This is a genomic window from Rhodobacterales bacterium HKCCA1288 (assembly GCA_015693905.1).
Lineage (GTDB): Bacteria > Pseudomonadota > Alphaproteobacteria > Rhodobacterales > Rhodobacteraceae > M30B80.
On the sequence record CP065161.1, the window covers coordinates 564,934 to 585,394 of the forward strand.

Below are 20,461 nucleotides of genomic sequence, written 5' to 3' on the forward strand. Positions count from 1 at the left end.
GGTTTACATCAATTTGCGCCGCCGTGTCACGCGTATATCGAGATCAGAGACTTTCTTTCTGAGGGTATTTCGATTGATCCCGAGCAAATCAGCACATTTCGCCTGATTGCCGCCCGTGGCCTCAAGCGCAATTTCCAAAAGTGGCGTTTCCACTTCGCGCAGGATTCGTGCGTGCAAGCCTGGGGGCGGCAAAACACCGCCGTGAAGATCAAAATAACGCCGCAAATGCTTGGCCACAGAGGCGGATAAACGATCCCCATCGCCGCCGCCTGTTAATGGCTCCATCGCGGGCTGGTTGCCAAGCACAATTTGCAATTCGGCACGCGCGATTTCTTCGCCCTGTCCTGTGACCACCAAACGGCGAATGGTATTTTCCAATTGCCGCACATTTCCCGGCCATGAATAGGCACGCATCAATTCAACCGCATCATCAGACAAGCGGCGCAAGGGCATGCCATCGCGTTCAGCGCGGATCAAGAAATGCTCGGCCAAAAGCGCAATATCATCCACCCTTTCGCGCAAGGAGGGCACAGAAATCGACACGCCCCCAAGGCGGTAGAATAAATCTTGACGGAAATCGCCTGCATCCATTTTTTCGGACAGATCGCGCTGGCTTGTGGCCATCACACGGGCATCATTCTCGCGCATCGTGTCAAGCAGACGCACGATACGGGCCTGCGCCTCATCGCTGAGATCAGACACCTCATCAAACAGGATCGAGCCGCCCTTGGCCCGCGCAAGCAGCGTGGATGGCCCATCGACCCCCTCAAGATCATCGGCGCTCGCCACAACAAAAGGCAGCGTACGGCGGTCTGAAAAATCATGGATCGCCCGTGCAATCAGGCTTTTGCCCGTGCCGCTTTCGCCAGAAATCAGAACGGGCAGATCGGTGTTCATCACCCGCGCAACCAATCGATAGAGCGCCTGCATCGCTGCCGTGCGCCCCACAAGCGGCAGATCATGCTGCGCGACAGTGGCGCGCGCCTCACCATCAGCGCCAGTATCCCGCGCAGGCGGCGCAACGGCGGCCCGCCGTTTTTGATCCAGCGCGCGGGCCGCGCGTTTCATCAAATCTGGCAAGTCAAAGGGTTTAGGCAAATAATCATAGGCATCTTTTTCGGTGGCTTGGATCGCCGTCATGATCGTGTTTTGGGCCGATATGATGATGACCGGCAGGCCGGGGCGCGTTTCGGTGATCTTCGGCAATGTCTCAAGGCCGTTGCCATCTGGCATGACCACATCGGATATCACCAGATCACCCTTGCCTTCTTCGACCCACCGCATCAGCGTCATCAAGCTAGAGGTTGCGTGAACCTTGCACCCTGCCCGCGTCAACGCCTGCGTCAATACAGTGCGGATTGTGCGGTCATCATCTGCAACCAGAACGGTGCCATCCATCGTCTCAACTCCTACTCACACGCCGCGCGGCGCGATTGGCAAAGATATCCGAAACACTGTTCGGCCTGGCACGCTGTCCAGCGCGATCCAGCCATCGTGGTCGGAAATGATTTTAGAAACCAAGGCAAGGCCAAGCCCCGTGCCATTTTCGCGCCCCGATACGAAGGGTTCAAAAATTTCGCTTTGACGCTCGGGCGCAATGCCTGGGCCATCGTCAATGATCTCGACCTGCAGGGGCATAGACGCGGCGCTGCCATCGCGCTTGCGCAGTCGCAAGCCTGCCTCGTAAAAACTGCGAATGGTGATTGTGCCCCCTTCACGGCCCGCTTCGGCGGCGTTTTTCAAAAGGTTCAAGAACACCTGCAAAATCTGATCCGAGTCCACCCAAGTCGGCGGCAAAGACGGGTCATATTGATCCAAAATGCGCATATGCGCAGCAAACCCCACCGCCGCAGATTTGCGCGCGCGATCAAGGATATCGTGGATATTTACCGCCTTACATTCAGGCGGGCGCAGGTTTCCGAATTCTTCGACCTGCTCAAGCAGTTTTACGATACGCCGCGTTTCCTCTACGATGAGATCGGTCAACTCGCGGTCTTCGCCGCTGGCATTCATCGATATCAACTGCGCGGCACCCGTGATGCCTGCAAGTGGGTTTTTGATCTCATGGGCCAGCATCTCGGCCATACCAATGGCTGACCGCGCGGCGGATTTACTGACCAAGCCCCGATCAAGCCGCCCCGCCAATTCGCGGCTTTCAAGCAGCATCATCACCTGATCGCCCCCCTCGCTCACAGGGGCAAGCTGCACGTCACAAGATACTGGTTTTTTAGATCCCGTGCCAACATCCACACCGCCCACAAAAAGCGCGGATTGACCTTGACGCACGCGGGCCAATGCCTCCTCCATCGGGGCATCCACAAAGACGCGATCCCAGACTGGGTTGCCTGTCAAACTGCGCTCTGAGGCGTTCAGAAATGTCTCAGCCGCAGGATTGACCGATAGGATCAAATCGCCCCCGTCAATGATCAGCACGGGGATTGGCAAGGATGACCAGATCATATCAGAGGTTACAGGGCTCATGCGGCGCAGCCCGTTTGTGCGCGTTCATCGGTTAGGGCCGCGCGCAGCAGGCGCAAAACCTGCTCGGGGTCATCTGTGGTCAGCACGGCACGCCGTGGCGCATCCCCAACCCCAGCCGCATCCAGATACCAACCCAGATGCTTGCGGGCGACCTTTGCCCCCAGTGTTTTGCCGTAGAAGGACAGCATATCCTCGTAATGGCGCGCGATGATCTGAAAAAGAGCCGCGCCTTTGGGGGCATCAGCGCGCGTCTGGCCCGATAGGCCCGCCGCGATATCGCGCAGCACCCAAGGCCGCCCTTGCGCACCGCGCCCCACCATGACGCCATTCGCCCCCGATTGCGCCATGGCCCGCGTGGCGCTTTGCGGATCCACGATATCGCCATTGGCGATCAGCGGAATATCAACCACCTCACGAAAGGCACGAATGGCCTGCCAATTGGCATGGCCCTTATAGAACTGTGCGCGCGTGCGGCCATGCACGGTTAGCATCGCAATCCCCAAATCTTGGGCCATACGGGCGACCTGCGGTGCGTTTTCGCACGCATCATCCCAACCAAGGCGCATCTTTAGGGTGACGGGAACTGCAACCGCATGTGTCACCGCCTCAAGGACGGCGCGAGCATGAGACAAATCGCGCAGCAAAGCCGCCCCACAGGCCCCCGCACCTGAGCCAGATGTGACCTTTTTCGCAGGGCAGCCCATATTGATATCAATGATCCTTGCGCCTTCGGCCTCTGCCATGCGGGCGGCCTCCCCCATCCAATGGGGGTCACGGCCAGCCAATTGAACGGCTGAGGCCGCAATGCCGAACCCAAGCTCGGCCTTCGCGCGGGCGGCGGGCTTGGCGTTGACCATATCTTGGCTTGCAACCATCTCTGAGACGACCAACCCCGCGCCGAAAGACGCAACCAATTTGCGATACGGCAAATCGGTGATCCCTGCCATCGGGGCCAGAAAGACGGGCGGGTCAAGACTGATATCGCCAAGTTGGATGGGCATATGCGCTGTGCTGCCTATTCTTTGTGCAGTTGGGTTTGGCCTAATCTGCTTTGGGGCGGGAGATCAAAGGAAACGCCACCTTATACTGGGGCAATTTACACAAATGCACAATATTTAATCACTACGACCAAAAAATGTGCAGGACGTTGATCCGTATTGTGCGTCATAGGCTTAGCCCCTATCACCTGATCCATGGATAAATCTGGCCCATCCCACACCGCACACTCTTTGACGGCTGCACCGCTCGTGGCGCTGGTTGTGGCCGCGGGGCGGGGCACGCGCGCAGGCGGCGGTTTGCCCAAACAATATCGCAGTTTGGGGGGCGTCCCCGTTTTACGCCGCGCCGTTCAGGCGCTCTGGGATGCTGCTGATTTCGCGCAAACCATCGTGGTTATTCACCCCGATGATGAGGCGCTCGCCCGTGAGGCGCTTGGGGCGGATGCCGCGCGAGTTACACTTGCCCCTGGCGGGGCCACGCGCAGCGCCTCGGTGCAGGCGGGTTTGGCCGCCGTGAGGGATAAAACCGCCCATGTTTTGATCCATGATGCCGCGCGCCCCTTTGTGGCGGCCCGCATCGTGCAAGATGTGATTGCCGCGCTGCGCGAACCCGGCTGTTTTGCTGCCGCACCTGCCCTGCCCATGACCGATGCCCTGTGGCGCGCGGGCGAAGGCCACGTTTCACAAATTCAATCTCGAGACGGATTGTTTCGCGCACAAACGCCACAAGCCTTTCATTATCCCACCATTTCACAAGCCTATGCCGCCGCAAGCGAAGACGCCGCAGATGATGTCGCAATTGCCCTAGCGCATGGCGTGAAAATTAAGGTGGTTGCGGGGGATGAACAAAATTTTAAACTGACCACAGCGGCGGATTTTATCCGCGCGGGCCATGTCATAGGGGCAAGCGGCGCAATGGATATTCGGATTGGTAATGGCTTTGATGTTCATGCCTTTTGCGCGGGGGATCACGTCATCCTCTGCGGGGTTAAAATTCCGCATGATCGCGCGCTCAAAGGGCATTCGGACGCGGATGTTGGGTTGCACACGGTAACAGATGCGATTTACGGGGCCTTGGCCGAAGGGGATATTGGCACCCATTTCCCGCCATCCGACCCGCAATGGAAAGGCGCGCCAAGCGACATTTTCCTCATTGATGCGGTCAAACTGGCAGCATCGCGTGGCTATGGGATCAGTAATGTTGATCTGACCTTCATGTGCGAGGCCCCAAAGATCGGGCCCGTCTCAGCCGCGATGCGTGCGCGTTTGGCAGAATTGCTGAGCATCGACCTAGATCGCGTATCGGTCAAAGCCACAACAACCGAAAAACTGGGCTTTACAGGCCGCAAAGAAGGGATCGCCGCGATGGCCACAGTCACATTGGTGAAACCATGACATATTGGATTGCAACTGTTTTTGGCGTGGGTCGCCTGCGCCCTGCCCCTGGCACATGGGGCAGCTTGGCCGCGCTGCCGCTTGCATGGGCCTTGCATGAATTGGGCGGGTTTTGGCTGCTTGCTATGGCGACAATCGCCGTCTTTGCCCTTGGATCATGGGCGATTGAAACCGAAATCCGCAGTGGCGCGGAAGATGACCCTTCGGAATTTGTGATTGACGAGGTCGCAGGACAATGGATCGCGCTCTGGCCCGTCTCTTATGGGGCTATCTTCGCTGATGTCTCTATCTTGGCGCTATGGCCGGGCATTCTAACGGCCTTTGTCGCGTTTCGCCTTTTCGACATTTGGAAACCCGCCCCCGTGGCTTGGGCAGATGCCAAGCGCGGCGGGGTTTGGGTGATGATGGATGATGTGATTGCAGGCTGGCTTGCCGCGCTTGTGGTCGCAATTCTGGCCGCGATCGCGCATCTATGGCTGATTTAAGCGCGGATATCATCCAGACGGCCCGCGACAAGGGGCTGCGCATCGCGACTGCCGAAAGCTGCACGGGCGGCATGGTCAGTGCCGCGCTGACCGATATTGCGGGATCAAGCGCCGTGTTTGAGCGCGGCTTTGTCACCTATTCCAATCAGGCCAAAATTGACCTTCTCGGTGTCTCGCCTGAGACGCTTGCCGCGTTTGGCGCGGTTTCAAACGAGGTTGCGCGTGAAATGGCCCTCGGCGCGAAAACCCGTGCGGGGGTTGAGATGGCCGTGTCGATTACCGGCATCGCAGGGCCTGGGGGTAGCGCACATAAACCTGAGGGCCGCGTTTGCTTTGGCCTTGCAAGCCCTGCGGGCGTGGCGGTCGAGCAAGTTGATTTTGGTGCGCTTGGACGCGCGAATGTGCGCATCGCCGCGCGCGATTACGCCTTGCGCCTGCTGCACGACGCCATTTCGCAAAGCGATTAAAATTTAAGCATAGCGTGTAATTTGCGCATTAATTTCGCGCCAATTTGAAGATTGACCAAGATTTCAGCGCCCATTTCACAGCTTGCCTCTTTTTTCGTCAGATGAATCCCGCTTTGAGGCGGGCAAATGACAAAAGAAGGGACGATGCAATGAATGCTGCCGATACAGCGTGGATCATAGTCGCCACAGCGTTGGTTTTGTTCATGACCTTGCCAGGCTTGGCGCTTTTCTATGGAGGGTTGGTGCGTGCGCGCAACGTGCTCAGCGTGTTTATGCATTGCTACGCAATCGCCTGTTTGATGTCGATTTTATGGCTCGCTTTTGGCTACTCCATCGCCTTTGGGTCTGGCACCTCAGGATTTTGGGGCGGGTTGGACAAGGCATTTCTCAACGGGGTTACCGCAGATAGCCTGTCTGGCAGCCTGCCGGAAATCCTGTTTTTCGCGTTCCAAATGACCTTTGCCATTATCACGCCCGCCTTGATTGTGGGCGCCTATGTGGAACGGGTTGGGTTTGGCTTTGTGCTTTTGTTTTCTGCGCTTTGGATGCTGATCGTTTATGCGCCTGTCGTGCATTGGATCTGGGGCGGCGGTATGATGTCGGATGGTGGCATCTTTGGCGAGACAGGCGTGCGCGATTTCGCGGGCGGGATTGTCGTGCATGAAACCGCAGGCCTTGCGGCCTTGGTGATCGCAGTTTTCTTGGGCGCACGGAAAAATCAAACCACGCCCCCCCACAATCCGGGCTTTGTGATGATCGGGGCCGCGATGCTGTGGGTGGGTTGGTTCGGCTTTAACGGCGGCAGTCAGCTTGCGGCGGATGGCGGCGCGGCAATGGCGCTGACGGTCACGCATATTTCTGCCGCAGCAGCCTCGCTTAGCTGGGGCCTGTGGGAGCGCGTGAAATACGGCAAAACCTCGCTTGTGGGTGTCGTCACAGGCACGATTGCAGGTTTGGCCTCTATCACCCCTGCCTCTGGCTTTGTCGGGCCTGTGGCGGCGCTGATCATCGGGACGATTGCGGGCATTCTTTGCCAAGAGGCGGTGAATTTGATCCGCAACAAGGTCAAGATTGACGACACATTGGATGTCTTCGCTGTGCATGGTGTGGGCGGGATTTTCGGCACCATCATGATCGCCGTCTTTGGACAGGGTGCATGGGTGGCGCAGCTTGGCGCCTTGGCGGTGGTTGGCGCTTACACCATCGTCTTGACCGTGGCCCTTGTAAAACTCGTTGGCATGATCACGCCGCTGCGCGTGGATGCGGAGACCGAAGTAAATGGCCTTGATCTCAGCGTCCATGGCGAACGCGCCTATGATATGAGCAGCTAAATCAAAGATTTACCTGACGACATGAAAGCGGGCTGTCAGGCCCGCTTTTTATTTTTTCCCATATAACGCCTCTGCGCGGGCCTCAAAGGCGCGCACAATCCGCGTCATCGCCTCATGGAAAAACATGCCTGCCGCCCCTTGCAGCAGGCGGTTTTTGAATTCGAAATCCACATCAAAGCTGACCTCGCACCCGCCCTCGGGCAAATCACGCATGCGCCAATTGGATATCATATGGTGAAAAGGCCCATCAATATAGGCGGTTTCAATCCGCATTTCTGCATCGAACAGGCGCACGCGGCTGCCAAATTTTTCGCGAAACATCTTAAAACCGACGATTAAGTCCGCCAACATTTCGCGATGGTCGCCCTGATCTGTGACACTGCGCACGCGTGCGGCCACGGCCCAAGGGATGAATTCAGGATAGCGCGCCACATCCGCCACAAGATCATAGATCTCATGGGCGCGATAGGGCAGCGTGCGCGTCTCGGAATGGGAGGGCATAGACAGCCTTTCATCTTTCTTTGCACCTTGTGATGTCTTAGATATGGCGGCGGAATTCAAGGTAATGAGCGCAAGAAAATGACAGATCGCCCCTATGAAATTGACGTTTTAATCTCGGCCAAGGCCATTGCCGCGCGGATCGAGGAATTGGCACGCGAGATTGAAGCGCGATTTGAGGATACCGATAAACTGGTGGTTGTGGGGCTTTTGCGCGGATCATTCATGTTTATCGCGGATCTGTTGCGCGAATTGAACTTGCCTGTTGAAGTCGATTTCTTAGAGGCGTCTTCCTACGGGAATGAAATGACCTCCTCGCGGGAAGTGCGGATTCTCAAGGATTTGCGCGGCGAAATCGGGGGGCGCGATGTGTTGGTTGTCGAGGATATCGTGGATACAGGGTTTACCTTGAGCCATGTTCTGTCGCTGTTAAAATCGCGCGATCCGAAACGATTAGAAACAATCGCGCTTTTGGATAAACCCGTGCGCCGCGAGGTGGACATCAGCGCCACATGGACGGGGTTCGAAATTCCCGATCATTTTGTTGTGGGCTATGGCATTGATTACGCGCAACGAAATCGTAATTTGCCCTATATCGGCGCCGTGCGGTTCACCTAAGTTAATTGCAGCCAAGGCGATCTACCCCCATATGACAGGGGCTAAATCGGTTTTGGGGGTGGAAGATGGGGCCAATATGGTTGATGCGGGCGGCCAAATGGGCGCGCAACCCGCCATCGGCGCAGCAGGTGAAGCGCCTATTGGTGATTTTCGCGATTGTATTTGCAATCTTTATTGCCGAGCGTTTGGGATTTTGGCCCGATGCCCTAACCTTACCCCCGCGTTAGGGCCGGTCATGTCTCTCACAATCTTGTGACCTTAGCGCGCTATGGCACAGGTCTTGTGCAAAATTAGCATATAAAGTTCGTGCCATTCGTGCTTGAATGTCGCGATACTGCTGGTGGTGACCTGATGCTGGACGGGTCATTTGGGACGACCGATTAACAATCCCGCATGAAACGGAGGGTTTCACATGACGTTTTCTGCAAGTTTCACGACCAAATCCATCTTACTGGCTGCTGCTCTTGCTATGGCGGGCCTGCCTGCTTTTGCCAATGAAGGGGCGATTGGTGCGCGTCAGGGGCAGTTCAAGATTATGGCGCTGAATATTGGGGTCTTGGGCGGTATGGCGCGCGGCACAGTGGAATATGACGCTGCACAGGCACAAATTGCGGCAGATAATCTGGCGGCAATTTCGCAATTGAACCAAGCCTTTAACTGGCCCGAAGGCAGCGACATGATGGCCGCAACGACCAATCGCGCCTTGCCCGCCATTTGGGAAAATCAGGACGATTTTCTTGCAAAATGGGCGGCCTTTGGCACAGCCGCGACAGGGTTGCAGGCCGCAGCGGGCAACGGCCTTGAGGCGATGCAAGCGGCGCTTGGCCCTGTGGGGGGCAGCTGCGGCGCCTGCCACGATGCCTATCGCCAGCCCCAATAAGACACAGGATACGGGCCGCCCATGTGGAAGAAACTGATCATCAGCGCCAGTTTGGCCGCTTTTGGCGGGTTTCTTTTGATATGGGCGGTCTTTCCGCGCAACCCAATCACGGCAAGCACAATGGCGGCCCTCGCTGACCCCAATTTAGAGAATGGCGCGCGGGTGTTTTGGGCGGGGGGATGTGCCTCATGCCACGCAGCAAACGGGGCCGAGGGTGAGGCGAGGTTGATCTTGGCAGGTGGGCGCGCCTTTGAAACGGAATTTGGCACATTTTACGCGCCAAATATCAGCCCTGACGCGACTGCAGGCATAGGCGATTGGACAATGCCGCAGTTCTTACACGCCATGCAACATGGCCGCGGACCGAATGGTTTGCCCCTTTATCCTGCCTTTCCTTACACAGCTTATCGTTTGGCTGACCCTCAAGATATGGCTGATCTATATGGCTATCTGCAAAGCCTGCCTGCCGACCCAAGTCTGTCGCGCGACCATGATCTGACCTTTCCCTTCAACATCCGCCCCGCCCTATTCTTCTGGCAGGCCCTCTACCTTGAGCGGGGATATGCGGTCACGGCCCCCTTGAGTGACGAAGCCCTGCGGGGTCGTTATCTGGTTGAGGCCCTCGCGCATTGCGGTGAATGCCACACATCCCGCGGCGCGCTTGGCGCAGTGGATCATGGCGCGTGGTTGAGAGGGGCACCAAACCCTTCGGGACAGGGGCGCATCCCCCCCCTCACCCCAGACGCATTAACCTGGTCGAAGGATGAGATCGCGGCCTATCTTAATGATGGCTTCACCCCAAGCTTTGACAGCGCAGGCGGCCATATGGTCGATGTGATCCGAAACATGGCCATGCTGCAGCCCGATGATCGGGCCGCAATTGCGCAATATCTCAAAGAATTGCCTTAAGCGCCTAATTTTGCCAAACGCGCCGCTTTGAGGCGGGCAAAATCATCCCCTGCATGATAGCTAGAGCGCGTCAAAGGCGTGGCCGAAACCATCAAGAACCCTTTGCCAAACGCCGCCTTTTCATAGGCCTTGAATTCCTCTGGCGTCACAAAACGATCCACCGCGTGATGTTTTGGGGTTGGCTGCAAATATTGGCCAATGGTCAAAAAGTCGATATCGGCGGCCCGCATGTCATCCATAACCTGCAACACCGCTTGGCGGTCTTCCCCAAGGCCAACCATGATACCAGATTTGGTGAACATGGTCGGATCCATCTCCTTGACCCGCTGCAGCAGGCGCAGGCTATGGAAATAGCGCGCACCGGGGCGCACCTCAGGGTAAAGACCTGGCACAGTTTCGAGGTTATGATTGAACACATCGGGCTTTGCACGCACCACGATTTCCAAAACACTTGGGTCGCATTTCAAAAAATCGGGGGTTAGAATCTCGATGGTTGTGTCAGGGGATTGGCGGCGAATAGCGCGAATGGTCTGGGCAAAATGTTCTGCCCCACCATCCTCAATGTCATCGCGATCCACCGAAGTGATGACAACGTGGTTCAGGCCAAGTTTCTTGACCGCATCGGCCACGCGGCCCGGTTCGAAGACATCCAAGGCCTCGGGCGGTTTACCGGTTGCGATATTACAAAAGGTGCAGGCACGGGTGCAAACCTCGCCCATAATCATCATCGTGGCGTGACCTTGGCTCCAACATTCGCCGACATTGGGGCAACCCGCCTCCTCGCAAACGGTGGTCAATTTATGCTCGCGCATGATTTTATGCGTGGCCTTATAGCCTTCCCCAACAGGGGCCTTCACCCTTATCCAAGAGGGTTTTTTCGGCTGTGCCTGATCGGGACGATGCGCCTTTTCTGGGTGACGCTGCTCGGGCAATTTAAGGTCGCGCATGGGTCTGGCTCCGTGACGTTGCGGGGGTAATTTAATCCCTTTGCCACACGATTGTAACCCCGCAGATCACTTTGCCTCACTCGATCATGGCGGGCACCAAGCCGTGATGCGTTTGATAAAATTCCAAAAGGCGTTGCAGCCCAATTTTCAGAACAACCTTTCCTGACCGCGCCGACCATCCCAAGCGGCGCTCGGCCGATTCCATCCCCTCAAGGAAACAGCAGACCCGCATCACAACATCGGACAGACCCGGCCCTAAATGATCCATTGCATCCAAGACACGTTTGCGCGCGGCGGCAGGCCCTTCGCCGATCCCACCATCGCCAAACACGCCGCGATCTGCTGAGGTCAAAAACCGATCCCAATTTTGCGCCACGCGCGGCCCCAATTGGGCGCGCTCAAAATCTTCGCGCAGGCGTTCAGCAGCCTGCACCAAAGGCGCGCTGAGAAACGGCTTGCCATCTGCACCCTTGCGCCGCGCCAAGCCTGACAGGGGCGACTCGTTAAGGTTAACGCGCATCTGTGCATGGCTGCCATTGGCAAAATTTTCGCGCTTGAGGGCATAGTCACCATGCTGCGCAGCAAAGACATTTGGCCCCTGCCCCATATCCCCATCCGATTTGCGGCGGCGGCGGTCTTCCTCGATCAGGCGCTTTAGGGCCAAACGCCCCGTTGGCGTAATCCGATAGGAGGCCACCCGCCCTTTGCGGGTGGCGCATATCCAATCCTTCAGCACAAAAGATTGTGCGTGGCTGCGATCCATCACCGCCGTGCGGGTTTGACCCCCTTCAAGGTTCGGGCGCAAAACAACCGCGCGATCCATATCTTGAGCCACAACCAAAACCGCGTCTTTCTCGCAAAGACGGCGCAAGATACGCCGCGCCTCGCCATCGCTATTAGGGGGGTATTTTTGCGCCTGCTTTGGCGCATGAGCATTCGGAATTGAGGGCATAGGGAGAACATCCTTGGGAGGGAGAGGATCATCGAGATCGGCCAAAGCCTGATCTAAAAGCGGATCATCACGGGCATCTTCGATTTGGCGCACATGGCGCAGTATCGTGCTGGGATGGCTGTGATAGGCCGCGGCGATTTTGGTGAAGGTCAGCCCGTAATGAACGTGGCAAATGTAGTGCTGCACAGGGTCAGAAAACCCCGTCAGCCGATCTGGGTCGGGAAGATCAATCTGATAGGTCAGATCATCATCAGTCATGGATGGAGCCCCCAGATCAAACAACCATAGCGGTCAAGTTGCTTAAGATTTCCCGCAAAGGGTTACTGAAGGGTTAATTTTTGCGAATATGGGGAAAACTCTTTAAATTTCGTAAAGAAAAACGGGCCGCGCGCGCGCTGTGCGCGGAATTCTGCAAGCCTTTGATATGCGAGTGCATTCTTGGGGGGTAAATCTTTATCAGAGAAAGACCCCTCCCCATGGCTGATTTGATGACAACCCTTCAAGATATGCGCCGCCCGCCTTCTCTTGTGCGTGCGGCGCGCTTTGCCGCCGCAGGTCAAAAACCCTTGCGCCAATCAAGCCAAGATCTTTTGGCACGCGAAGAAGCTCTCAATACTGCGCGCTTAAGCGGGGCCGCCCATTACTCGCCCACGCAACATATCACGACCCTTGCTGCGCTGATCCAACTGGCTGAGCGCAAAAGCACAGATGCGACTGCCGCAAAAGAAAACCGCCCCAAGCTTGTGGCATGGGGCGGCGAAAGATCGTGTGACCTAGAAGCTCAAATAAAGGCGTCTGGCATCTCAGATTTGCGTTGCGCGATATAGGCCTTGAGGGCCTCGTCAACCGCAGGGTCTAGCGCGGGCTGGACATATTCAGACAGCATTTTGTCCACCCGCGCAGCCGCCAAGGCCACGCTGTCACGGCTGCCCTCATCCACCCATGTTTCATAGGGCTTATAATCAAGCACATTGGTTTTCCAGAAGGCGGTTTTAAAATTCGCCTGTGTATGCGCACAACCCAAGAAATGCCCGCCAGGGCCAACTTCGCGCAACGCATCCATCGCTTGGGCATTCTCGTCAATCGGCACACCCGCCGCCAGATGGTGCAACACGCCAAGCTGATCCGCATCAAGCACGAATTTCTCAGGGCTTGCGGCCAAGCCACCCTCAAGCCAGCCGCAAGAATGCAGCATGAAATTCACGCCTGACAGCAAACCCATATTCAGCGAATTTGACGTCTCATAGGCTGCCTGCGCATCGGGCAATTTCGAGCCGTTAAACGACCCCGCCGAGCGGTAAGGCAAGTTCAAACGCCGCGCCAATTGGCCTGCACCATATGTGATTTGCGCAGCTTCTGGCGTGCCAAATGTGGGTGCGCCTGAATTCATATCAATCGATGTCACAAAGGCCCCGAATATCACAGGCGCGCCTTTGCGGATCATTTGGCTATAAGCGACAGCCACCATCACCTCGGCCAACACTTGGGTCAGCGTGCCCATAACCGAAACAGGCGCCATTGCGCCCCCCACGATAAAGGGCGAGACGATGCAAGCCTGATTATTCGCGGCATAAACCTCCAATGCGCCCATCATGGTTGCATCGAAAGTCAGCGGGGAATTGATATTGATCAGCGATGTCATGACCGTGTTATTGGTCGCGAAATCTTCGCCGAACAGGATTTTGCACATATCAACTGAGTCTTGCGCCCGCGATGGTTCGGTCACCGACCCCATAAAGGGCTTATCGCTCAGGCTCATATGCGCGTACAGCATATCAAAATGGCGCTTGTTGACGGGAATATCCGTAGGTTCGCACACTGTGCCACCCGAATGGTGCAACCATTTCGACATATAGCCCAATTTCACGAATTTCTGAAAATCAGCCATAGTCGCATAACGGCGGCCACCGACACTGTCCCAAACGAAGGGAGGGCCGTAAACAGGCGCAAGCACCAAAGATTTGCCGCCGATCTCAACACTGCGCTCTGGGTTACGGGCGTGTTGGATAAACGAGGACGGCGCGGTTTTAATCAGGCTGCGAAGCAGTCCTTTGGGAAAACGCACACGCTCGCCGTTTACATCGGCCCCGACATCTTTCCACCGCTTCAGCGCCTCGGGATTTTCCACGAAATTGACACCGATCTCTTCGAGAACAGTTTCCGCGTTCGCCTCGATGATCTCCAGCGCCTCATCCGAGAGGATTTCGAGATTGGGGATTTTGCGTTCGATATATTTCGCCGCTTCAAGTTTGGGTGCGCTGCGCTCCGCACGGCGGGCGGCTCCGCCACCCCCTCTGCCCCGACGTCGATCTGCTGCTGCTTCGCTCATGGTTTTGCCCTCTCGAAGTGACATAAATTTCAATCCCGCAAAAATTGCGGGGCAGGTGTGTTGCCGCTTTTATCTTGCGAAACATTGGGGGCGATGGCGATTTGCGCCATTTGCGAGGGGAAAGCGACATTCGCGCTCTTGCGCGCGCTCAAAGCCTCGCCTATGCGAAGCATATGACGATAGAACCCATTGCCCAATCCCATGAGCGGCTTCTGATCATTGATTTCGGCAGCCAAGTGACGCAACTGATTGCTCGCCGCCTGCGCGAGCAAAATGTATATTGCGAAATTCATCCCTATCAAAATGTCGATGCCGCGTTTTTGGCGGAATTCGACCCCAAGGCGGTGATTTTCTCTGGCGGGCCAGATTCGGTGATGCGCGAAGGATCCCCGCGCCCGCCGCGCGCCGTGTATGATCTGGGCGTGCCGATCATGGGCATCTGCTATGGTCAGCAGGTGATGATGCAGGATCTCGGTGGCACGGTTGAGGCAGGCGAACACGCCACCGCCGAATTTGGACGCGCCTATGTGACAAAAACCACCTCCCAATCAGATTTTGTGGATGGATGGTTCAGCGCGGAGGATGGCCGCGAACAGGTTTGGATGAGCCACGGCGATCATGTCAGCAAAATTGCCGATGGGTTCGAAGTGCTTGGCACTTCCCCAGGCGCGCCTTTTGCGATCACCGCCGATGTGAACCGCCGTTTTTACGCGGTGCAATTCCACCCCGAGGTGCATCACACCCCCAATGGCGCGCAGCTCTATAAGAATTTTCTCTCCATCGCAGGTTTTCGCGGCGATTGGACGATGGCGGGCTATCGTGACCAAGCGGTCGCCGCCATTCGCGAACAAGTTGGCGATGCTAAGGTGATTTGCGGCCTCTCAGGCGGGGTTGATAGTTCGGTTGCGGCGGCGCTCATCCATGAGGCCATTGGCGATCAGCTCACTTGCGTCTTTGTCGATCATGGCCTGCTGCGCATGAGCGAGGCTGAGGAAGTGGTCACGATGTTCCGCGATCACATGAACCTGTCCGTGATCCACGCGCAAGAACAGGATTTGTTCCTTGGTGCGCTCGAAGGGGTCAGCGATCCCGAAGTAAAGCGCAAAACCATCGGCAAATTGTTCATCGATGTGTTCCAGAAATATGCCGATGGCATCGAAGGTGCCGCCTTTTTGGCGCAGGGCACGCTTTACCCCGATGTCATTGAAAGCGTCAGCTTTTCTGGCGGGCCAAGCGTCACGATCAAAAGCCATCATAATGTGGGCGGCCTGCCCGAAAAGATGGGTCTGAAACTGGTCGAACCCTTGCGCGAATTGTTCAAGGACGAGGTGCGCGCCTTGGGGCGTGAACTGGGTCTGCCCGCGCATTTCATCGGCCGCCACCCCTTCCCTGGGCCCGGTCTTGCGATCCGTTGCCCCGGTGAGATCACGCGCGAAAAGCTAGAAATCCTGCGCAAGGCCGATGCGGTTTATATCGACCAAATCCGCAAGCATGGGCTTTATGACGAGATTTGGCAGGCCTTTGTCGCGATCTTGCCCGTGCGCACCGTGGGTGTCATGGGCGATGGCCGCACCTATGACTACGCCTGCGCCCTGCGGGCTGTGACATCAGTTGATGGGATGACAGCGGATTACTACCCCTTTAGCCATGATTTCTTGGGCGAAACCGCAACGCGCATCATCAATGAGGTCAAGGGCATCAACCGCGTGACCTATGACATCACCTCAAAACCGCCCGGAACGATTGAGTGGGAATAAGCACAAAGCTCACCTTTTCAGACGGAAACAATTCGACGCACAGCACGGAATTGTTTGCCATTTTCATAATTATTTGAGTAAGTTTTTCTCATTAAATGCCCGAAGACTTGGGACAATCTGGCCCGAAGGGTAAACTCCGCCTGAATCGCCTTTGCGGCAGTTCTTTGTGTGGAATCAGTTAGGTGGTATTATGAAACTTATTAGATGGATCTTTGCGATCGCCGTCCTGTCGGTATGGTGCGCCCTGATCGGAACCGGGCTTTACGTCGCAATGTACGAGCCCAAAACAGAACTCCCCGAAGCAGAAGCAATCGTCGTCGTCTCTGGCAATGCCGGTAAGAATGGCGGCCTCTTTGGCGAAACTGAAGAGCGGCTGGACCTGGCGATCCGTCCGCTCGACGGGCTTTCGCCGAAATCGGCATTCGAAGCGGCAATCTTCTCCACCCAGGGAGGTTTGAAATGGTGAGGTTCCCAACGATCAAACGCCATGCGGTCGTCATTCTGATCGCAGCCGGCATCACATACGCCTTTCTGGCATCAAGGTCCGAATGGTCTGAAATGCATCGTTATAACAGGGCTTTCGGCGATGCGTCGCTGATCCTGGTTTCTTTGGCCATGGGTCTGGGCCCACTGTCACGCCTGACCCGTTGGAAGTGGGTGCGCAAACTTCTGCCTTATAGACGTGAATTCGGCATCTATGCGGTTGTCGCTGCGTTGATCCACACGATTATCATTTTGATCGGTTGGGTGGAGCTGGACCTTTGGCGGCTATTTGGCTTCGAATTCCATCCAGGCCTTCAACAATATGTGATGCTTCGGCACGGGTTCGCGATAGCGAACGCGGTGGGCATCATGGCACTGGCCTACGGTTTGGTGCTTGCCTTGACGTCCAATGACTTCAGCCAGCGCCTGCTTGGGCAAAACGTCTGGAAGTTCTTGCAGCAAGGCGCATACGTTTTATGGTGGCTTGCTGTTCTCCACACCGCCTACTTCCTGTTCGTCCATTTCCTCGATTACCATCGTCGGACACCGGATCCGAATTGGGCACAGTGGCCCTTTGTGGCACTGGTTCTGACTGTCATGTTGCTACAGTTCTTAGCCATGCTTGGCACGTGGCAGCGCCAGCGCGCGCGGTCTGGTGGTCTTGTGGAAGATAAAGGTCGAAACGGGGTGCATCGCCGATGACCGATCACAGCCACAAGGCAACACGCGACAGCGGCGAAGGATCGATCAGCCTGACAAGCGCCGTGGCAATGGGCACCGGGGTGATGATCGGGGCCGGTATCTTTGCGCTGACCGGTCAGATCGCAGGCCTCGCGGGGCCGTGGTTCCCGTTGTCCTTTGTCGCGGGTGCCGTAGTGACGGCTTTCAGCGCGTATACCTATATTGCCATGTCCAACCGCTGGCCTTCCTCGGGTGGGATCGCGATGATCCTGACAAAGGCTTATGGCCCGGGTGCCGTGGCTGCCGCTGCGTCGCTTCTCATGGCGCTGTCGATGGTGATTAACGAAAGCCTCGTGGCGCGAACCTTTGCAACCTATGCACTCAGGCCCTTCGACATCGAGGGCGGACCTCTGGTTCCCATCATTGCGGTCGCCCTCATCTTGTTCGCCTACCTTGTCAATGCGTCGGGTAACCGCTCTGTTGGGCTGCTGTCGGTCGTGATGTCCGCACTGAAGATCGGTGGCATCCTGCTTTTCGCAGTTGCGGCGCTTTGGGCCGGTGGCGGATTACAAGACACACCGTCAGAGCCGCCAAATTTTGCCGCCCTAGGGTTTGTGGGCTCCGTAGCCTTGTCGATTCTGGCCTTCAAGGGGTTTACCACCATCACCAACTCGGGCGGAGAGATCACCGACCCGCACCGCAATGTTGGTCGCACGATCCTGATCTCGATCCTGATCTGCACCGTCACCTATCTTTTGGTCGCGTTGGCGGTGGGGTCCAGCCTGTCGCCAGAACAGATCGCCTCTGCCCGCGACTATGCGTTGGCGGAAGCGGCCGAGCCGGTGCTGGGGCGGGTTGGCTTTTATCTCACTGTTGCTCTGGCCATGATCGCCACGGCATCGGGGCTGGTGGCCAGCGTCTTTGCGGTATCGAGGATGCTGACGATGTTGACCGATATGGAGATGATTCCGCACAGCCACTTCGGCATGTCCGGTTCCATTCGGTCGCATATGCTGGTCTATACCGTCGTCATTGCAGGCGTTCTCGCGGTGTTGTTCGACCTGTCGCGCATCGCCTCGCTGGGCGCGTTCTTTTACCTGGTTATGGACATGGCCGTGCACTGGGGTGTCTGGAGCCGCCTGCGCAATGAAATCAACGCGCGCGGTTGGGTGATCCTCACCGCCCTTGCGCTTGACGGGCTGGTCCTCGTCGCCTTCACCGGGCTCAAGCTGCAATCCGACCCGATGATTGTCGTCTATGCCTTCATCGGCATCGTCGCGGTGTTTCTCTACGAGCGATATTTTCTCGATGCATGGTTCGAAGAACAGGACGGAGGGCCTCACGGCGCAATGTAATGATCTGGCGCAGGACAAACAGCCTCTTTTTCGGCCTTGTAGTTGGAGGGGCTTTGGGATGGTTTGTCGCCTGGGTTACTGAAACACCTTACCTATGGCCGGTTTGGTCCGTTTCTCTGTTTGCGGCCGCGCTCGTTCTCCGGATCAGCTGGTTGGTTATGACAGTTTACCGTCGAGGCGGGCCGGACGATAAACTCATCTGGCGGGCGACACGGGCTTGCGTCCTGATGGTGCTTTCGCCTGCCTTGGTACGCGTATTGAGCGCGCGGGAGATCAGTGACGCGACTGGCCATCATCGCCTTCCGGCCAGCGAAATCGACTGGATTGTCGATGCAATAGAACCGATGGCAGCGCGCCTGCGAGATGGAGTGAGGCGCGAGCCTTAACTCTCGGGCGCTTGATACACACCTTGTTCCTTCAGAGCGTCAATCACCTCTTCGGGCATATAGGTCTCGTCATGGCGGGCGAGGATTTCGGTTGCTTCAAACACGCCATCAATTAGGCGGCCTGTGCCAACCATGCCTTCGCCCTCGCCAAACAGATCTGGCAAAACACCCGTGTAAGACACAGGGATGGATGCCGCGCCATCGGTGACGTTGAAGGTGATGGTCGCCCCTTGGCCGCGGCGCAAGGTCCCCTCCTCGACTAAACCGCCAATGCGGAAGGTTTTATTCGCTGCGGGCGGGTTTTCGGCCACCTCGGCGGGCGGCATGAAGAAATTGATGCCATCACGAAACCCATACCCAACCAGCACGGCCATGCCCCCAAGGAAAAACACAGCCAGCATCACAATTTGAATACGGCGTCTTTTTTTCAATTTTTGCATCGTCTTACACCTATCATTCCATCACGCCGTCACGCGGGATCATGGGAAAAGCGCGAGGTTTTCTAACCCTTGCTTTTCGTCAAACCCAAGCATCAGATTGGCGTTTTGCATCGCTTGACCCGATGACCCTTTGCACAGGTTATCAAGCGCGGCAAAAACAATCGCGCGGCCCGCGCGCCGATCTTTTGCCACCCCTATATAGGCATGGTTCGAGCCACGCACATCATGCGTTGACGGGGCTGCGCCAAAGGGTAGCACATGCACAAAAGGCTCGGATGCATAAGTTTCGGCCAATGTGTCGTAAATCGCCTCAGCCTCGCCCTTGACATAGACCGTAGCCAAGATCCCGCGGTTAAACGGGGCGAGATGGGGGGTGAATTGCACCTCAACCTTGCGCCCTGCGAGGGCCGAAAATTCTTGATCAAATTCCCCCAAATGGCGATGTGTGCCGCCCACCCCATAGGGGTTTGTGCCTTCGGAAAGTTCGGCATGAAGCAGGTTTTCTTTTAGGCTACGCCCTGCCCCCGACACGCCAACCACCATGTTGATGATGATCTCATCAAGATCAATCAGCCCTGCCGAAATCAAAGGCCGCAAGGCATATTGCCCCGTGGCCGCGTTGCAGCCTGTGCCTGCGACAAGGCGCGCCGCTGATATTTCATCGCGGTAAAATTCGGTCAGGCCATAGATCGCTTCGGCCTGCAATTCTGGGGCGGCATGGGGTTGGCCATACCATTTTTCATAGGCCACAGGATCGCGCAGACGAAAATCCGCGGAGAGATCCACAATTTTCAAATCGCGCGGCAGGTCTTTGATCACCGCCTGCGAGGTCGCATGGGGCAGCGCGCAAAAGGCCAGATCAATATTCGTGAAATCAATGTCTTCGATTTTCTGAAGAACGGGCAAATCTAAGTGGCGCAAAAAGGGAAACACATCCCCCATCGCCATACCCGCCTTGCGCTCGCCTGACAGGGCCAGGATGCGCATGCCCCCATGCCCATGGATCAGCCGCACCAATTCCGCGCCCGTATATCCAGAGGCCCCTAGGATCGCGATATTCTTTGTCATT

At 56.7% G+C, this 20,461-nt stretch carries 22 protein-coding genes; 13 read left to right on the forward strand and 9 right to left on the reverse strand.

Annotation, left to right across the window (positions count from 1 at the left end; translation table 11 throughout):
- Nucleotides 1-3: 3 nt before the first annotated feature.
- Genes I3V23_02795 through dusB form a run of 3 tightly spaced genes read right to left on the reverse strand, consistent with a single transcriptional unit; the run spans nucleotide 4 to nucleotide 3,482 of the window.
- Nucleotides 4-1,398: a response regulator gene (locus I3V23_02795; protein QPI85933.1), complete on the reverse strand. Its 1,395-nt coding sequence runs from the start codon at nucleotides 1,396-1,398 to the stop codon at nucleotides 4-6.
- Between the two features lie 15 nt (nucleotides 1,399-1,413).
- Entirely contained in the window at nucleotides 1,414-2,481 is a 1,068-nt protein-coding gene (locus I3V23_02800; protein ID QPI85934.1) for a PAS domain-containing protein, read from the reverse strand.
- Nucleotides 2,478-3,482 carry a tRNA dihydrouridine synthase DusB gene (dusB, locus tag I3V23_02805; GenBank protein QPI85935.1) on the reverse strand — a complete coding sequence of 335 codons (1,005 nt, stop codon included), beginning with the start codon at nucleotides 3,480-3,482 and terminating at the stop codon, nucleotides 2,478-2,480. Before dusB ends, I3V23_02800 begins: the two co-directional genes overlap by 4 nt.
- 192 nt (nucleotides 3,483-3,674) lie before the next feature.
- On the opposite strand from dusB, the gene I3V23_02810 reads away from it, so the two are divergent.
- From I3V23_02810 to I3V23_02825, 4 genes are all read left to right on the forward strand, one after another.
- Entirely contained in the window at nucleotides 3,675-4,874 is a 1,200-nt protein-coding gene (locus I3V23_02810; GenBank protein QPI85936.1) for a bifunctional 2-C-methyl-D-erythritol 4-phosphate cytidylyltransferase/2-C-methyl-D-erythritol 2,4-cyclodiphosphate synthase, read from the forward strand.
- The gene (locus tag I3V23_02815; protein QPI85937.1) at nucleotides 4,871-5,359 is read left to right on the forward strand and encodes a phosphatidylglycerophosphatase A; all 489 of its coding nucleotides are present in this window, start codon (nucleotides 4,871-4,873) and stop codon (nucleotides 5,357-5,359) included. Before I3V23_02810 ends, I3V23_02815 begins: the two co-directional genes overlap by 4 nt.
- Entirely contained in the window at nucleotides 5,347-5,826 is a 480-nt protein-coding gene (locus I3V23_02820) for a CinA family protein (GenBank protein ID QPI85938.1), read from the forward strand. Before I3V23_02815 ends, I3V23_02820 begins: the two co-directional genes overlap by 13 nt.
- A gap of 149 nt (nucleotides 5,827-5,975) precedes the next feature.
- The gene (locus tag I3V23_02825) at nucleotides 5,976-7,157 is read left to right on the forward strand and encodes an ammonium transporter (protein ID QPI85939.1); all 1,182 of its coding nucleotides are present in this window, start codon (nucleotides 5,976-5,978) and stop codon (nucleotides 7,155-7,157) included.
- A 48-nt stretch (nucleotides 7,158-7,205) separates the two neighbouring features.
- Here I3V23_02825 and I3V23_02830 read toward each other — a convergent pair whose 3' ends face one another.
- Nucleotides 7,206-7,658 carry a type II toxin-antitoxin system RatA family toxin gene (locus I3V23_02830; protein ID QPI85940.1) on the reverse strand — a complete coding sequence of 151 codons (453 nt, stop codon included), beginning with the start codon at nucleotides 7,656-7,658 and terminating at the stop codon, nucleotides 7,206-7,208.
- 78 nt (nucleotides 7,659-7,736) lie between these two features.
- Between I3V23_02830 and hpt the strand changes: the two genes are divergently transcribed.
- From hpt to I3V23_02850, 4 genes are all read left to right on the forward strand, one after another.
- Nucleotides 7,737-8,273, forward strand: a complete 537-nt coding sequence (gene hpt / locus I3V23_02835) for a hypoxanthine phosphoribosyltransferase (protein QPI85941.1) — start codon at nucleotides 7,737-7,739, stop codon at nucleotides 8,271-8,273.
- A gap of 65 nt (nucleotides 8,274-8,338) precedes the next feature.
- Entirely contained in the window at nucleotides 8,339-8,500 is a 162-nt protein-coding gene (locus I3V23_02840; protein ID QPI85942.1) for a hypothetical protein, read from the forward strand.
- A 185-nt stretch (nucleotides 8,501-8,685) separates the two neighbouring features.
- Nucleotides 8,686-9,153 carry a cytochrome c gene (locus I3V23_02845; protein ID QPI85943.1) on the forward strand — a complete coding sequence of 156 codons (468 nt, stop codon included), beginning with the start codon at nucleotides 8,686-8,688 and terminating at the stop codon, nucleotides 9,151-9,153.
- A 21-nt stretch (nucleotides 9,154-9,174) separates the two neighbouring features.
- The gene (locus tag I3V23_02850) at nucleotides 9,175-10,062 is read left to right on the forward strand and encodes a c-type cytochrome (protein ID QPI85944.1); all 888 of its coding nucleotides are present in this window, start codon (nucleotides 9,175-9,177) and stop codon (nucleotides 10,060-10,062) included.
- On the opposite strand, the gene lipA is transcribed toward I3V23_02850, so the two are convergent.
- Together lipA and I3V23_02860 are read right to left on the reverse strand one after the other, a co-directional pair.
- Nucleotides 10,059-11,009 carry a lipoyl synthase gene (gene lipA / locus I3V23_02855; protein QPI85945.1) on the reverse strand — a complete coding sequence of 317 codons (951 nt, stop codon included), beginning with the start codon at nucleotides 11,007-11,009 and terminating at the stop codon, nucleotides 10,059-10,061. The two genes, I3V23_02850 and lipA, sit on opposite strands and share 4 nt — an antisense overlap.
- Before the next feature lie 76 nt (nucleotides 11,010-11,085).
- Nucleotides 11,086-12,192, reverse strand: a complete 1,107-nt coding sequence (locus I3V23_02860; GenBank protein ID QPI86658.1) for a helix-turn-helix domain-containing protein — start codon at nucleotides 12,190-12,192, stop codon at nucleotides 11,086-11,088.
- Between the two features lie 245 nt (nucleotides 12,193-12,437).
- On the opposite strand from I3V23_02860, the gene I3V23_02865 reads away from it, so the two are divergent.
- Nucleotides 12,438-12,788 carry a hypothetical protein gene (locus I3V23_02865; GenBank protein QPI85946.1) on the forward strand — a complete coding sequence of 117 codons (351 nt, stop codon included), beginning with the start codon at nucleotides 12,438-12,440 and terminating at the stop codon, nucleotides 12,786-12,788.
- On the opposite strand, the gene I3V23_02870 is transcribed toward I3V23_02865, so the two are convergent.
- On the reverse strand, nucleotides 12,743-14,290 hold the full coding sequence (locus I3V23_02870) for a trimethylamine methyltransferase family protein (protein ID QPI85947.1): 1,548 nt from the start codon (nucleotides 14,288-14,290) through the stop codon (nucleotides 12,743-12,745). The two genes, I3V23_02865 and I3V23_02870, sit on opposite strands and share 46 nt — an antisense overlap.
- A gap of 188 nt (nucleotides 14,291-14,478) precedes the next feature.
- Between I3V23_02870 and guaA the strand changes: the two genes are divergently transcribed.
- The 4 genes from guaA to I3V23_02890 all read left to right on the forward strand — a co-directional run bounded on the left by guaA (nucleotide 14,479) and on the right by I3V23_02890 (nucleotide 18,566).
- Nucleotides 14,479-16,047, forward strand: a complete 1,569-nt coding sequence (guaA, locus tag I3V23_02875; GenBank protein ID QPI86659.1) for a glutamine-hydrolyzing GMP synthase — start codon at nucleotides 14,479-14,481, stop codon at nucleotides 16,045-16,047.
- Between the two features lie 190 nt (nucleotides 16,048-16,237).
- Nucleotides 16,238-16,513, forward strand: coding sequence for a hypothetical protein (locus I3V23_02880; GenBank protein ID QPI85948.1), 276 nt, complete (start codon nucleotides 16,238-16,240; stop codon nucleotides 16,511-16,513).
- Nucleotides 16,507-17,232 carry a ferric reductase-like transmembrane domain-containing protein gene (locus tag I3V23_02885; protein ID QPI85949.1) on the forward strand — a complete coding sequence of 242 codons (726 nt, stop codon included), beginning with the start codon at nucleotides 16,507-16,509 and terminating at the stop codon, nucleotides 17,230-17,232. The genes I3V23_02880 and I3V23_02885 overlap by 7 nt, the downstream gene beginning before the upstream one ends.
- The gene (locus tag I3V23_02890; protein ID QPI85950.1) at nucleotides 17,229-18,566 is read left to right on the forward strand and encodes an APC family permease; all 1,338 of its coding nucleotides are present in this window, start codon (nucleotides 17,229-17,231) and stop codon (nucleotides 18,564-18,566) included. Before I3V23_02885 ends, I3V23_02890 begins: the two co-directional genes overlap by 4 nt.
- A gap of 382 nt (nucleotides 18,567-18,948) precedes the next feature.
- Here the strand turns inward: I3V23_02890 and ccmE are convergent, their stop codons facing one another.
- Nucleotides 18,949-19,392 (reverse strand): cytochrome c maturation protein CcmE, encoded by a 444-nt coding sequence (gene ccmE / locus I3V23_02895; GenBank protein ID QPI85951.1) that lies wholly within the window; start codon nucleotides 19,390-19,392, stop codon nucleotides 18,949-18,951.
- A 39-nt stretch (nucleotides 19,393-19,431) separates the two neighbouring features.
- Nucleotides 19,432-20,460 carry an N-acetyl-gamma-glutamyl-phosphate reductase gene (locus I3V23_02900; protein ID QPI85952.1) on the reverse strand — a complete coding sequence of 343 codons (1,029 nt, stop codon included), beginning with the start codon at nucleotides 20,458-20,460 and terminating at the stop codon, nucleotides 19,432-19,434.
- Between the last annotated feature and the right edge of the window lies 1 nt (nucleotide 20,461).